The organism is Bradyrhizobium ferriligni, from assembly GCF_056837965.1.
This window is the reverse complement of the sequence record NZ_JBXEJO010000041.1, coordinates 24,845-39,655: the sequence shown is the minus strand read 5'-3', so window position 1 is coordinate 39,655 and position 14,811 is coordinate 24,845. Positions and strand designations below refer to the sequence as shown.

The window sequence follows — 14,811 nt, the reverse complement described above, 5'->3', positions numbered from 1 at the left end:
GAGCGCACCATGGATCTCACCTTCAGCGCCGAGGAACGCGCCTTCGAGCAGGAAGTCCGCGATTTCATTGCCGGGAGCCTCACGCCGGAGATGAAGCGCGCCACCGCGCTGACGCCGTCGGTGTTCTCCGACCCCGATATCGGCATGGCCTGGCAGCGCGCGCTGCACAAGAAGGGCTGGGGCGCGCCGGGCTGGCCGGTGGAACATGGCGGACCGGACTGGACGCCGGCACAGCGCTGGATCTTCGAGGCCGAATGCGCCCGCGCCGGCGTGCCGAATGTCAACGTGATGGGTGTGAAGATGGTCGGCCCCGTCATCATCGGGTTCGGCTCGCCCGAGCAGCAGAACTTTTACCTGCCGCGGATTCTCTCCGGCGAAGACTACTGGTGCCAGGGCTATTCCGAGCCGGGCTCGGGCTCCGACCTCGCCTCACTGAAAACCCGCGCGGTGCGCGACGGCGACGACTACGTCATCAACGGCACCAAGATCTGGACCACACATGCGCACCACGCCAACCGCATGTTCGCGCTGGTGCGCACCAATGACGGCGAGCGGCAGCAGGACGGCATCAGCTTCATCCTGATCGACATGAAGACGCCGGGCATCACCACGCGCCCGATCCTGACCATCGGCGGCGATCACGAGGTCAACCAGGTGTTCTTCGACGACGTCCGGGTGCCCGTCGCCAACCGCGTCGGCGAGGAAGGCAAGGGCTGGACCTACGGCAAGTACCTGCTCGAATTCGAGCGCGGCTCCGGCATCGCGTCGGCCAAGCTGCGCGAGGCGCTGAAGACGATCTCCGATCTCGCAGGCTCCGACGTCACCGGCCGCGCCATCGAGGATCCCGATATCGCGATCCGGATGTCGGAGGTCCAGGTCGATATCGATGCGCTCGAGATGACCGAACTCAGGGTGCTGTCGGCGCTGCAGACCGGGCAGAATCCCGGCGCGGTGTCGTCGCTGATCAAGCTCCGCGTCAGCGAGATCCGCCAGGCGGTGACGCGGCTCGGCGTCGACGTGATCGGCCAGGACGGACTTGCCGTCGAGCCGGCGCGGCCGTTCTACCGGCTCAACCACGAGCCGGCGATCCCCGAAGAGCTGCTGCCGGTGGTGCCGGAGTATCTCAACGGCCGCGCCTATACGATCTTCGGCGGCTCGTCCGAGATCCAGCGCGACATCATCGCGAAGATGGTGTTGGGGCTGTAGGGCACTGTCGTTCCGGGTATCGCAGAGCGATGAACCCGGAACCTCGATGTTGTGGCGCGAGATTCCGGGTTCGCGTTGGCGCGCCCCGGAATAACGGCTACGCAGCCGTTACCTTGGCGTCGCGGATCGCCTGCCAGATCTTCGACGGTGTCAGGGGCGTGTTCAGCTGGGTGATCCCGACCTCGCTCAGCGCATCCATCACGCCGTTGGTGATGCAGGGCGGCCCGCCGATCGCACCGGACTCGCCGCAGCCCTTGGCGCCCAGCGGATTGGTCTTGCACGGCGCGGAGCCATCGAGCGTCACCGTGATCGGCGGAACGTCGTCCGCGCGCGGGATGCAATAGTCCTGATAGCTCGCGGTCAGCAGCTGGCCTTCCTCGCTGTAGGCCACGCCTTCATACAGCGCCTGACCGATGCCCTGAACAACGCCGCCATGCACCTGCCCCGTCACCAGCATCGGATTGACAGCGACGCCGACGTCGTCGACCGTGGTGTAGCGCACCACCCGCGTGACGCCGGTCTCCGGATCGATCTCGACCTCGCAGATATGGGTGCCGTTCGGCCAGCTCGGGCCGTCGACATTGCCCTCGCTCTCGACCGAGAGCTTGGCGCCGCTTTCCTTCTTCGCGATCTCGAACAGGCTGATGCGCCTGTCGGTGCCGACCACGGTGAGGAAGCCGTCGCGATACTCGATGTCCTCGACGGAGGCTTCAAGCAAATTGGAGGCCTTGTCGCGCGCCTTGTTGATCATGTCGTTGCTGGAGACCGCGACCGCGGTGCCGCCGACGAACAGCGAGCGCGAGCCGACGCTGCCGAAGCCGGTGGCGAGGTCCGTGTCGCCCTGGATGACGTCGATCTTGTCCATCGCGATGCCGAGCGTATCGGCGATCATCTGGGTGTAGGTGGTGGCGAGGCCCTGCCCCATCGCCATGGTGCCGGAATGCAGGATGACGCGGCCTTCGGCGGTCGCATGCAGCGAGACGTTCTCGGTGTGGGCGCGGCCGCCGGTCCATTCGATGTAGCTGGTCAGTCCGCGGCCGTAGAGCAGGCCCTTCTTCTTCGCCGCCTTCTTGCGCGCGGCAAAGCCGTTCCAGTCGGCCAAATCAGACGCGCGCTCCAGCATATGCGCGAAGGCGCCTGAGTCGTACACCTGCCCGACCGCATTGGTGTAGGGCAGCTGCGCCGGCTTGATGTAGTTGACCTTGCGGATGGTGCGCGGATCCATGCCGATCTGGCGCGCGGCCGCATCGAACAGCCGCTCGACGATGAACACCGCTTCGGGCCTGCCGGCGCCGCGATAGGCGCCGACCGGCGCGGTGTGGGTCATCACCGATTTCACCTCGAAATGCACCAGCGGCAGGTCGTAGACGCCGGTCTGCACGAACGGGCCGAGCACCAGCGGGATGATGTTGGCGGTGCCCGACGAATAGGCGCCGGTGCCACCGATCGAGCGCACCCGATAGGCCAGCACGCGGCCCTTGGCGTCGAGCGCGAACTCGCCGGTCGAAGTCAGATCGCGGCCATGGGTGCCGCCGACGAACTCGTCGGTGCGGTCGCCGCGCCAGCGAATCTTCTCATTCAGCTTGGTCGCGGCATAGGCGACGATGCCGTCTTCCGGATACAGGCTGGTCTTCTGGCCGAAGCCGCCGCCGATGTCGCCGACCAGCACGCGCACGCTGTCCTTCGGCCGCTTCAGGATCGATTCCGCCAGCAGGTCGCGGGTCGAGCCCGGGGTCTGCGACTGCACGTGGAGAATCAGCCGGCCGGTCTTCTTCTCGATCTCGGCAATGGCCGAGCGCGGCTCCATCGCCGACGGCACCAGGCGCTGGCTGACCAGGTCGAGCGACACCTTGTGCGCGGCATTGGCGAAGGCTTCCTCGACCTTGGCGGCGTCGCCATAGCTCATCGCGGCCACGATGTTGTCAGGCGCCTCCGGCCAGACCGCCGGCGCGCCCGGCTTGATCGCCTCGACCGGATCGACCACCGAGGGCAGCACCTCGTAATCGATCTCGATCGCCTCAGTCGCGGTCTGCGCCAGCGCGCGCGAGGTCGCGACCACGGCCGCAACGCCCTCGCCCGCGTAACGCACCACCTCATGCGCCAGCAGGCGCCGCGGCGGCACGGTCATCGGCGAGCCGTCGGGCCGCTTGAAGATCGCAAGCGTCGGCAGCGTGCCGATATCGTCCTTGACGAGGTCGGCGCCGGTATAGACGGCCTTGACGCCCGGCATCTCCAGCGCCGCCCTGGCGTCGATCGACTTGATGTTGGCATGGGCGTGCGGCGAGCGCAGCACGTGCAGCCACAGCGCGCCGTCCTGCGGCTTGTCGTCGATGAAATGCCCCTTCCCGGTGACCAGCCGCTGGTCCTCCAGACGCTTGACTGGCTGGCCCGCACCAAAACGCATATTGCCGGGAAGAATGTTCATCAGAGGGTCCTTCGAGCTTCCAAGAATTTCCAGAGAATTTGGCGGGGGTTTTAGCGGATTTTGGCGGCCTGACAACCACGCGCCGGCCGGAGGACAGGCGTCTCGTCGCGCGGCGCGCGGAAGCACAATCCGGTGGCACGTGTCAGGCCAGTGACGACATTATTGCGCCCGGCCGATATCGACGATGGCGACCTCGACATCGCGCGCCGAGCCGTCGCGGTTCACGCTGAGCCGCACTTTCTTGCCGACCCCGATCTGCTCGAGCTGGTCGGCCAGATCGGAGAGCCGGTGGACCGGCTTGCCGTCGACCTCGGTGATCACGTCGCCGAGCTCACCGGTCGACATGTCGACCCCGCGTATCCCGGCGCGCTCGGCCGGCGACCCCGGTGTCGTGCGCACCACGATCAATCCTTCGGCACCGATACGCGTGGCGACCGCCTCATTCGCGGTCACGATGCCGATCCCCGGCGTCGGCACGCGGCCGTTGCGGATCAGCTCGGGCACCACGCGATTGACGATGTCGACCGGGATCGCGAAGCCGATGCCGGCATTCGAGCCCGACGGCGACAGGATCGCCGTGGTCACGCCGATCAGCCGGCCGGCGGAATCGAGCAGCGGGCCGCCCGAATTGCCCGGATTGATCGCGGTGTCGGTCTGGATCACGTTGGAGATCTCGCGGCCGCTCGAGGTTGGCAGCCGGCGCTTGAGCGCGCTGATGATGCCGCTGGACATCGATTGATCGAGTCCGAACGGGTTGCCGATTGCATAGGCAAACTGGCCGACCTTCAGATCGGACGAGCTGCCGAGCGCCAACGACGGCGGCAGCTTGCGCGCGCTGCGGATGCGCAGCACGGCCAGATCGTAGTTCGGCGCCGTGCCGACGATCTCGGCGCGTACCGCTTCGCCGGAGGCAAAGCGGATCGCGACCTGGCTTGCGTTCTGCACCACATGGTTGTTGGTGACGACGTGGCCGTCATTGTCCCAGACAATGCCGGTGCCCGACGCCGCGCCGCCTTCCTGCTCCTCGCTCAGCGGATTGGCGGCGGTTTGCGTCACCACCTGTACGACCGACGGCGAGACCTTCTCGAAGATCTCGACATTGGCCTTTTCGGCTTCCGACAGCGCGCCGCGCTCGGTGACCGCGCGGGCAGCCGGGCCGCTCCACGGCGCCTGACGGATGCTGCCGGCCGCGAATATCAGCAGAACGGCCGCGATCACGGCCAGGACAAGGACGGTACGCCGATTCATTGGTGTGCTCCACGCAACAAACGCGCTGACCAAGCGGAGGTTTCCGGCATAGCCAAGGCGGATTGCCCGGCATTTTGCCGCGCAGCCCCCGACGGCTTCAGGCCAGATCGCGCAACGCCGCCTCGACCACCTTGCGCTGCTCGGCCGTGAGCGGCGCCTGCGGCGGCACGGGATCGCCGACGTCGTAGCCCTGGCTCGCGAGCCCGGCCTTGATGCAGGCGGCGAGGTTGAAGCGGGCGAACGCCTCGTTGATCCGCCACAGCTTGCGCTGCAGGGCCATCGCTTCATCCCAGCGGGTGCGGCGGCACAGATTGTAGAGCTCGACGCTCTGCCGCGGGATGATGCAGGCCGGGCCGGCCATCCAGCCGTGGCCGCCGACCAGCATCACCGCGGCCGGAATATGGGCGGAGGCCGAGAATACTTTCAGGCTGTCGCCGCAGCGGTTCATGATCGACAGCAGCCGCCCGGTGTTGGTCGAGGCGTCCTTGATGTAGCCGATGCGCGGATGCTCGGCGAGCCGCGCGATGACGTCGAGCGTGAGGTCGGAGCGCTGGAAATTCGGATTGGTGTAGATCACGACCGGAATGTCGACGGCATCGGCGATGGCGCGGAAATAGGATTCGACCTGCGCATCGGCGACCGGGAAATAGGCCTCCAGGATCGCGAGGATGCCGCTCGCGCCGCGCTTCTGGTAGGCCTTGGCCTGCGCCACCGCATCCGCCGTCGAGGTCGAGGCGACGCCGGCGACCACCGGCACGCGGCCCTGCGCGGCCTCGATCGTGGTCGCCACCACCTGCATGCGCTGCGCATTGTTGAGATAGGCGAACTCGCCGGTCGAGCCGAGCGGCGTCAAGCCGTGGACGCCGGCCTTGACCAGATCGTCGCAGAGCCGGCCCAGCACCTCGGTGCGAACATGGCCGGCGGGGTCGACCGGGGACACCAGGTACGGAAAGACGCCGTGGAAATCAGCCATTTGCGAGCCTCGTTGACGGCGAGACATAATCGGGATCGTGCGCAAAGGGAAGCGGCGCGCCGCTGCGCAAGACGCCGAGCACCGCTGCGAAATCCGTGCCAGCGCGGAAACCGAGCAGCCGTTCGGCCTTGCCGGCGTCGTAGATCCGGCCGATCGATCTCGGCAGGCGCCAGCCGCGCCGCGCGAACAGCGCCGGCGCGTCTGGGAAATAGCGCGCAATGACCCCGGCTGCGTCGGTCTTCAGGTCAGCGACATCGCCACGCATAAACGGCGTCGGCGCGCTGATCACAAAGACCTCGAAGCCGCGGATCTTGTCCAGCGCCACGACATGGGCATCGGCGGCGTCCTCGACCGTGAGGCGGCGGTACAGCAGCTCGGTCGCCTTCAGGTTCTCGCGATGGATGTCGCGGATCGTATCGTCATCCTCGGGGAAGAAGCGGCTGGTGCGCAGCACCGCGCAGTTCAGCCCGTGCTCGCGGCTGTACAGGCGGCACAGCCCTTCAGCGGCGAGTTTTGTCACTCCGTAAATGTTGCGCGGCTCGAGCGGTCCTGTCGTCTCCTCGAGCCACACCGCAGCATGGCCTTCCTCGTCGCGGATCGTCTGCGAGATCATCAGCGAGGTCGTCGAGGTGAAGACGAAACGGTCGTGGCCGGCAGCCACTGCCGCCTGCAGCAAATTGAGCGTGCCTGTGACGTTGACGTCGACAAAGGCCTGCGGCGCGAACCGCGCGATGTCGGGCTTGTGCAGCGCACCGCAATGGATCACGGCCTCGATGCCGTGATCGGCGAACACGCGATCGACCACCGATCGTTCGGCTACCGAGCCTGTGACATCGGTCGCCTCACCCGGGACGACGTCGAGGCCGACCACGTCATGGCCGGCCTGTCGAAGCCGCGGCGCGAGGAAACGGCCGAGCCAGCCGGAGGAGCCGGTCAACAATATTCGCATGAATTCCGCCCGGCCCGCGCCTTTCAGAACACCTTGGCGATCGCGGCCTGCGCATCGCCCTGGATATCCTTCAGATGATCCGGCCCGCGGAAGCTTTCGGCGTAGATCTTGTAGACATCCTCGGTGCCGGAGGGACGCGCGGCGAACCAGCCCGCCTCGCTCTCGACCTTGATGCCGCCGAACGGCTGGTCGTTGCCCGGCGCCTTGGTCCTGACCGCGCGCACGGCATCGCCGGCGAGCTGCGTCATGTTGAGCTGCTCGGGCCCGAGCGCCTTCAGCGCGTTCTTCTGCTTCGGCGTCGCCGCCACATCGATGCGCTCGTAATAGGGAACGCCGAGTTCGGCGGTCAGCTCGCCAAACAATTCGCTCGGATCACGGCCAGTCCTGCCGATGATCTCGGCTGCCAGGAGGCCGAGAATGATGCCGTCCTTGTCGGTGGTCCACACCGAGCCGTCGCGCTTCAGGAACGAAGCGCCCGCGCTCTCCTCACCGGCAAAGCCGAAGCCGCCGCTGCCGAGCCCGTCGACGAACCATTTGAAGCCGACCGGCGTCTCGACCAGCTTGCGGTTCAGCTTCTTCGCCACGCGATCGATGATCGAGCTCGACACGATGGTCTTGCCGATCGCGGCGTTCTTGCTCCATTGCGGCCGGTGCGCGAACAGATAGGCGATCGCGGTGGCGAGGAAGTGGTTCGGGTTCATCAGCCCGTTCGAGCGGGTCACGATGCCGTGGCGGTCGGCGTCGGTGTCGTTGGCGAAGGCGACGTCGAACCGGTCGCGCATCCCGATCAGGCTCGCCATCGCATAAGGCGACGAGCAGTCCATCCGGACCTTGCCATCCCAGTCCGCGGTCATGAAGCGAAAGGTCGGATCGACGGCCTCATTGACGACGCTGGCGTTGATGCCGTAGCGCGCGATGATCGGCTGCCAGTAGTGCACCGCCGCGCCGCCGAGCGGGTCGATGCCGATCTTGACGCCGGCGGACTTGATCAGCGCGAGATCGACAGTGTTGCCGAGATCGGCGACATAGGGCGTGATGTAGTCGTGCAGATGCGTGGTCGCGGCCTTGCGCGCGCGATCATAGGGCAGCCGCGTCACGCCTTTGAGGCCGGCCTCGATATAGCGGTTGGCGTTCTTCTCGACCACGGCGGTGACGTCGGTGTCGGCCGGGCCGCCATGCGGTGGATTGTATTTGTAGCCGCCGTCCTCCGGCGGGTTGTGTGACGGCGTGATGACGACGCCGTCGGCAAGGCCCGTGCTGCGTCCCTTGTTGTAGCTCAGGATCGCGTGCGAGATCACGGGCGTCGGCGTGTAGCCGCCCTGCGCATCGATCATGATCTCGACGCCGTTCGCCGCGAACACCTCGACCGCGCTGGCCAGCGCCGACTCGGCCAGCGCATGGGTGTCGATGCCGATGAACAGCGGTCCGGTGAGGCCTTTCTCACGGCGGTAATCACAGATCGCTTGCGTGGTGGCGAGGATATGGTCCTCGTTGAAGGAATTCTTCAGCGACGAGCCGCGATGGCCCGAGGTACCGAACGCAACCCGCTGGGTGGGATCGCTGGCATCGGGCTTGCCGGCAAAATAGGCCGTGACCAGCCGCGGCACATTGGCGAGCGAGGCGGGATCGATGGGTTTTCCGGCGGCAGGATTTGGTGCAGTCACGTGACCTCTCAGATCTGGTATCGCCGACAATCTGCGCAATGGTGATGCCATTGCGTGACATCTTGGCGTGCTACCATGGCGGCTTACGTTCAATCAAGCCGAGGGCTTTTCGTTCCTTGCCCACCGCAGCCATGCTTCAGCTTCTTGTTTGAGCATGATCTCCGCGCAAACGCTTTGCGTTTGTCGCAAGGGAAAACCGCTTCGCACTTTGCGCTAACGCTGCCCTTCGGGTCCGGATCATGCTCTACGACACATCGATCTGCTGCACCTTCTCGCGCAATTCGTCGACCAGCACCCGCTTGTTCTCGGTATAGTCGATCGGCACCACGACGAGGTGCACGCCGCCGCCGGAGAAGGCCCGTTCCAGGGTCGGGACGATCGCATCCGTGCTCGCGATCCGCGAACCCTTGGCGCCGTAGCTTTCAGCGTATTTGACGAAATCCGGATTGCCAAAGGTAAGGCCGAAATCCGGGAACTGATCGACCGCCTGCTTCCAGCGGATCATGCCGTAGGCGGAATCCTCCAGGATCAGGATCACCAGATTGAGCTTGAGGCGGACGGCGGTCTCGAGCTCCTGCGAGTTCATCATGAAGCCGCCGTCGCCGCACACCGCGAGCACGCGGTTGTTCGGATACAGCATCGCCGCCATCATCGCCGACGGCAGGCCGGCGCCCATGGTCGCGAGGGCGTTGTCGAGCAGCAGCGAGTTGGCGAGCAGCGTGCGGTAGTTGCGCGCGAACCAGATCTTGTACATGCCGTTGTCAAGCGCGACGATGCCGTCCTCCGGAATGACCTGCCGCACATCGTGCACGATGCGCTGTGGCGTCGGCGGCCAGCGGCCCTCGGTGGCGCGATCGGTGATCTTCGCCAGAATACCCTGGCGCAGGCTGAGCAGCGCGCTGGCATGCGGCAGCTTTCCCTCGACCCGATCGGCCAGCAGCTTAAGGCTCGGACCGACGTCGCCGATCACCTCGCATTGCGGGAAATAGACCTGCTCGACCGTTGCCGGCATGTAGCTGACATGGATCACCTGCGGGCCCTTCGGGCCCATGATGAAGGGCGGCTTCTCGACCGTGTCATGACCGATCGCAATGATGAGGTCGGCGCGATCGATCGCCTCGTGCACGTAGTCGCGCTCGCTCAGCGCGGCGGTCCCCATATACTGATTGGTGCCGCCGGATACAGTGCCCTTGCCCATCTGTGTCGTGAAGAACGGGATCTTCGTGCGCCGCACGAAGTCGCCGATCCCGGCAGTCGAACGCGGACGCGATGCCGCCGCACCAAGCATGATCAGCGGGCGCTGTGCCTTCAGGATCATGTCAGCGGCGCGGTCGAGCGCGGCGGCGTGCGCGATCGGAATCTCGATCGGATGCGGCGGTATCATTTCGACCGGCGTCGTCTCGTCGCCTGCGATGTCTTCCGGCAGTTCGAGCAGCACCGGCCCCGGCCGTTCCTGCGTCGCAATGCGGAAGGCGTCACGGACCAGCGTCGGAATGGTCGCGCCGCTGACGATCTGCAGCGACAATTTGGTCAGCGGGCGGAACGTGTTGATGATGTCGACGATCTGGAACTTGGCCTGCCGGCTGCTCAGGATGCCCTTCTGGCCGGTCAGCATCACCATCGGCATCGCGCCGAGCAGCGCATAGGCGGCGCCGGTGGTCAGGTTGAGCGCGCCGGGGCCGAGCGTCGTCATGCAGACGCCGGGCTTTCCGGTCAGCCGGCCATAGGTCGCCGCCATGAACGCCGCGGCCTGCTCGTGGCGCGTGACGATCAGTTTGATCGAGGATTTGCGCAGGCTCTCGACGACGTCGAGATTCTCCTCGCCGGGGACGCCGAACACCCGCTCCACGCCCTCATTCTCGAGGGCCGCGACCAGCAAATCGGAACCTTTGACCATCTCAGCCTCGCATCGTTGATTGCATGCCGCGCATGGAGCATAGCCGCATCGCGCGCTGCCGGAAACTCCCTCGCGATCTCACGGCTTGTGCGCCCTGATCCACCCGTCGGCCGCGGGCAACACGCGCGCGGCAAGATCGGCTGAAATTGCGATCGCCTGCACGGATCGCGCCACCATCACTCGTCCGCCGGTGGTTGATTGCGACGGAGCAAACGCGGCGAGTTCCGCCGCGTGGTCCTCATCGGTAAAATTGGTCATGAAGTTCGGCACGAACTGGTCGCGGAAGTTCGGTCCCTGCCTTGCCAGCAACGTATCGAAATTGGTCCTGACGAAGTTCCAGGCGAGCTGCGGCTGCTCGCCTGAGGACGCAACCGCGTTGATCATCCCCGTCACGATCGTGTCGGGCAATTCATTGGTCAGCGTCAACGCCAGCGTCGCCCGCGCCATTTCGGCATCGCGGGCACTTGCCGCCGCGAGATAATAGCGCAGCCGTTCATTGGTCGCCGTGCTGTTGCGCGCCAGCGCCAGCAGTTGGTCGTAGGTCGCCCGATCGGCAGTCACACCGACAACATGCGTGACGGCATCGCGCAATGCGGTCGGAAGCGAATTGGGATCATCGACGAATGCCGCAAAGCGCCGCTTCGCTTCCGCCACAATAGCCGCATCCCCGAGGTCGCCAAGCGTCGAGATCAGGCTTGCACGCAACAACGCAGTGTCATCGTCGCCTGAACCCGCGCCGTCCCATCCGATCCGATCGAACACCGGGCGCAGCTTGGCGCGGGCATAGGCCTGGATCACCGGCCGCTCGGTGCGGCCGCGCGACAGACGGTTCAGCGCGGCGAATGTCGAGATCACCTGGTCCCACACCGCGCGATGGTCACCGGCATCGAGTGCGTCAAGCAGCGCGAGATAGGATGGCGCCTCCGCGCGGCCCGCCTGCACCAGCGCCCAGCTGTCGGTGACGACATTGAGACGGTCGGCGACCTGCATTTGCGGGAATGCATTCAGCAACGCCGCACGGTTCTTCGGGCCGTACTCGACCCTGTAGTAGCCGACGTCGCCGAGATTGACCTTGATCGCATCGCCGCAGGCGCCGGCCGGGATATTGGTGCTCCCCTTCAGCAATATCTCGTCAAACGGCTTGCCATGCGCCGGTCCGACCGCGACCGGGATCTGCCAGTTGCGGGCCGGCAGCGGCGGATTGTTGGCTGGCGCGATCACGAAGCGATCCCGCCGCAAGGTCAGGTGCTGCGCGGCGCCAACACAGTCCGCCTCGGCCACGACCAGCGGCACGCCGTCCTGCTCGGTGAACGAGGTGGCGATGCCGGTGATGCTCTTGCCGCCGGTACTCTCGAGCGCCTGCCAGAGATCAGCGGTCGTCGCGTTGCTGTAGGCATGCGCGGCCATGTATTTGCGTATGCCGTCGCGGAACGCCTGTTCGCCGAGATAGTTCTCGAGCATGCGGATCAGCGCCTGCCCCTTGTTGTAGGTAATGGCGTCGAATGCCGTGACCGCTTCACTGTGATCGGCAATCGGCTGCTGGACCGGATGCGAGGTGCGCCGCGCATCGAGCGTCATGGCGAACTGCTTCGCGCCGTAGCCGTTCAGCCAGCCCTGCCACTCTGGATAGAACTGCTCCGAGGCCTTGGTTGCCATCCAGCTGGCAAAGCCCTCGTTGAGCCAGAGATTGTCCCACCACGCCATCGTGACGAGATCGCCGAACCACATATGCGCCATCTCGTGCGCGATGATGGCGAAGATGCCGCGCCGCGCGGTCTCCGCAGAGGTCGCGGGATCGAACAGCAGCCGGCTCTCGAAGAACGTGATGCCGCCCCAGTTCTCCATCGCGCCGCCGAACCCGCCGGGAACGGCGATCAGGTCGAGCTTCGGCAGAGGATACTTCACGCCGAAATAGTCGTTGTAATAGGCGAGCAGCTTCACCGCGCTGTCGAGCGCGAACCGGCCCTGCCCGCCCTTGCCCTCCGTCGTCACCACGCCGACCGTGACGCCGCCGGCATCCGCTGTGACGCGCTCGAGTTCGCCGACCGTGAGCACGAACAGATAGCTCGACATCTTCGGCGTCGGCGCGAACGTAACCTTCTTAAGATCGCCGGCGACCGGCTCTTCTCCCGTCACGGACATGTTGCCGACCGCGAGCAGATTGCGCGGAATGACGACGGTCAGCGCGAAGCTCGCCTTGAACGACGGCTCATCCCAGCACGGGAAGATCCGCCTTGCATCGGCCGGCTCCAGCTTGCTGGAGATCATCCGCTTGATCCCGGTCCTGTTCGGGTAGTCGACCGAGAACAGGCCGGTGCCAAATTTATTGATCTGCGCCGTGAAGGCGATGCGCAGCTTGTGGCGGCCGGCCGCAAGCGGCTTGGCGAAGGTCAGCGTTGCGGTCTGCGCGGTGGCGTCGGTCGCGACCTCCGCGCGCTGCGCGCCGTCATCGATCGTAACCTCTGCGAATGTCGTGTTGACCGCGTTCAGCGTCAGCTGCGCGGTCGCCTCGCGCACCTCGATGTCGACGGTCTCCACCCCAGGCAGAGCGAGGCTGGCGATGTCAGGCGTCAGCTCGATCGCGTAATGCAACGGGACGACCGTCTTCGCGAGCTTTCCGGGCGTGTGGTCGAACGAAAATGTCTGCTCGGCCTGCGCGCTTGCGGCCATCGCCAAAGCCAAGCCGATCGCAGTGGCAAGACGCCGCAGCAGCGCCCTTCGGACATGGGTTGCAGGCTTGTTCATCGCGCGCAGCTCACGGGGATCTCGGGGATATTCGGATGTCATTGCGGAAGGACGTAGCAGGCAATCTAGTAGAGAAAATGTCGCCACAAAACTGACAACTCCGCGACATTGGCGTCACAATGCTTCGCATTGATTGGTGCGCCGCTCGCCACGGCGCTTTGGCCTGCTGACCCTTGTTGCTCAACGGCGGGATGGAAGGTTAACGTACGGCTCGCATTCCAGCGGCAACGTCCGCGACGGGAGACTACAATGTTCGGAAAGTTCTCGCGCCGGCAGTTTGCGGGCCTCGCAGGCCTCTCGGCGCTCGGCTTGACCGGCCCCGCCGAGGCTGCAAACCGTGCGTCGCGGCCGGACGGCACGACCTTTCCCACGGGCTTCGTCTGGGGCACCGCGACCTCGTCCTACCAGGTCGAGGGTGCGGTCAATGAGGACGGACGCGGCCCGTCGATCTGGGACACATTCACCCATACATCGGGCAAGATCGAGGACGGCTCGACCGGCGACCGCGCCAACGACCACTATCACCGCTACAAGGAGGATGTCCGCCTTATCAAGGAACTCGGCGCCAGGGCCTATCGCTTCTCGATCGCCTGGCCGCGGGTGTTTCCCGACGGCACCGGGGCGCCGAACCCGAAGGGCCTCGACTTCTACAACCGCCTGGTCGACGAGTTGCTTGCAAACGGCATCGAGCCCTACGCCACGCTCTATCACTGGGATCTGCCGCAGGCGTTGCAGGACCGTGTCGGCGGCTGGCGCTCGCGCGACACCTCGAAGGCATTCGGCGACTATGCCGGCTACGTGGCGCAGCGACTGACCGACCGCGTAAAGAACGTCTTCACCCTCAACGAGGTCGGGCGTTTCCTGCCGTTCGGCTATGCGCTCGGCGTCGACGCCCCCGGGCTGAAGCTGCCGGCGGGCGAGGTGAACCAGGCGCGCCACCACGTCGCGCTGGCGCATGGACTTGCGGTGCAGGCGATCCGCGCCAAAGGCCGTGCCGGCACGCGGGTCGGGCCGGCCGAGAACATCACCGCCTGCGTGCCCGCCTTCAACACGCCGGAGAACATCCGCGCCACCGAGATCGCGACCCGCGAGCTCAACGCAGGTTTTCTCGGCGTCGTCCTCGAAGGCAAGTACACCGAAGGCTTCCTGCAATATGCCGGCGCGGACGCGCCCAAATTCACCGCGGACGAGTTGAAGATCATCGCACAGCCCAATGATTTCGTCGGGCTGAACATCTACGCGCCGCAATGCTACATCCTCGCGACCGATAATGCGCCCGGCTGGAAGCCGCTGCCGATGCCGGCTTCCTTCCCGCATATGAGCTCGGAATGGCTGCGGATCGCGCCCGAGGTGATCTACTGGGCGCCGCGGATTGCCGCCAAGCTGTGGAACATCAAGAGCATCTATATCAGCGAGAACGGCACGTCCGGCGAGGACAAGGTGCATCCGGACGGGCAGATCTACGACCTCGATCGCATCATGTTCCTGCGCAACTACCTTGCGCAGTTGCAGCGCGCGACCGCCGACGGCGTCCCGGTCCACGGCTATTTCCTGTGGAGCCTGATGGATAATTTCGAATGGATCTTCGGCTACGAGAAGCGCTTCGGCCTCTACCGGGTGGATTTCGAGACCCAGGCGCGGGTGCCGAAATTGAGCGCGGCATTCTACCGCGACGTGATCGCGCGCAACGCGATCGGGGTTTGA

Annotated in this window: 9 protein-coding genes; 2 read left to right on the top strand and 7 right to left on the bottom strand. The window is 65.6% G+C overall.

Annotation, left to right across the window (positions count from 1 at the left end):
• Window positions 1-9 precede the first annotated feature (9 nt).
• Window positions 10-1,206: an acyl-CoA dehydrogenase family protein gene (locus tag AC1VNY_RS24020; protein ID WP_482407034.1), complete on the top strand. Its 1,197-nt coding sequence runs from the start codon at window positions 10-12 to the stop codon at window positions 1,204-1,206.
• A 97-nt stretch (window positions 1,207-1,303) separates the two neighbouring features.
• Here the strand turns inward: AC1VNY_RS24020 and AC1VNY_RS24015 are convergent, their stop codons facing one another.
• From AC1VNY_RS24015 to AC1VNY_RS23985, 7 genes are all read right to left on the bottom strand, one after another.
• Window positions 1,304-3,631: a xanthine dehydrogenase family protein molybdopterin-binding subunit gene (locus tag AC1VNY_RS24015; RefSeq protein ID WP_482407033.1), complete on the bottom strand. Its 2,328-nt coding sequence runs from the start codon at window positions 3,629-3,631 to the stop codon at window positions 1,304-1,306.
• Window positions 3,632-3,790: 159 nt separating this feature from the next.
• The gene (locus AC1VNY_RS24010; RefSeq protein WP_482407032.1) at window positions 3,791-4,879 is read right to left on the bottom strand and encodes a S1C family serine protease; all 1,089 of its coding nucleotides are present in this window, start codon (window positions 4,877-4,879) and stop codon (window positions 3,791-3,793) included.
• Window positions 4,880-4,976: 97 nt separating this feature from the next.
• Window positions 4,977-5,852 (bottom strand): dihydrodipicolinate synthase family protein, encoded by an 876-nt coding sequence (locus AC1VNY_RS24005; RefSeq protein ID WP_482407031.1) that lies wholly within the window; start codon window positions 5,850-5,852, stop codon window positions 4,977-4,979.
• Entirely contained in the window at window positions 5,845-6,801 is a 957-nt protein-coding gene (locus AC1VNY_RS24000; RefSeq protein WP_482407030.1) for an NAD-dependent epimerase/dehydratase family protein, read from the bottom strand. The genes AC1VNY_RS24005 and AC1VNY_RS24000 overlap by 8 nt, the downstream gene beginning before the upstream one ends.
• 23 nt (window positions 6,802-6,824) lie before the next feature.
• Entirely contained in the window at window positions 6,825-8,465 is a 1,641-nt protein-coding gene (pgm, locus tag AC1VNY_RS23995) for a phosphoglucomutase (alpha-D-glucose-1,6-bisphosphate-dependent) (protein WP_482407029.1), read from the bottom strand.
• Window positions 8,466-8,709: 244 nt separating this feature from the next.
• On the bottom strand, window positions 8,710-10,362 hold the full coding sequence (locus AC1VNY_RS23990) for an acetolactate synthase large subunit (RefSeq protein WP_482407028.1): 1,653 nt from the start codon (window positions 10,360-10,362) through the stop codon (window positions 8,710-8,712).
• Between the two features lie 78 nt (window positions 10,363-10,440).
• The gene (locus AC1VNY_RS23985; protein WP_482407027.1) at window positions 10,441-13,107 is read right to left on the bottom strand and encodes a M1 family metallopeptidase; all 2,667 of its coding nucleotides are present in this window, start codon (window positions 13,105-13,107) and stop codon (window positions 10,441-10,443) included.
• Window positions 13,108-13,356: 249 nt separating this feature from the next.
• Between AC1VNY_RS23985 and AC1VNY_RS23980 the strand changes: the two genes are divergently transcribed.
• Window positions 13,357-14,811, top strand: a complete 1,455-nt coding sequence (locus AC1VNY_RS23980) for a GH1 family beta-glucosidase (protein WP_482407026.1) — start codon at window positions 13,357-13,359, stop codon at window positions 14,809-14,811.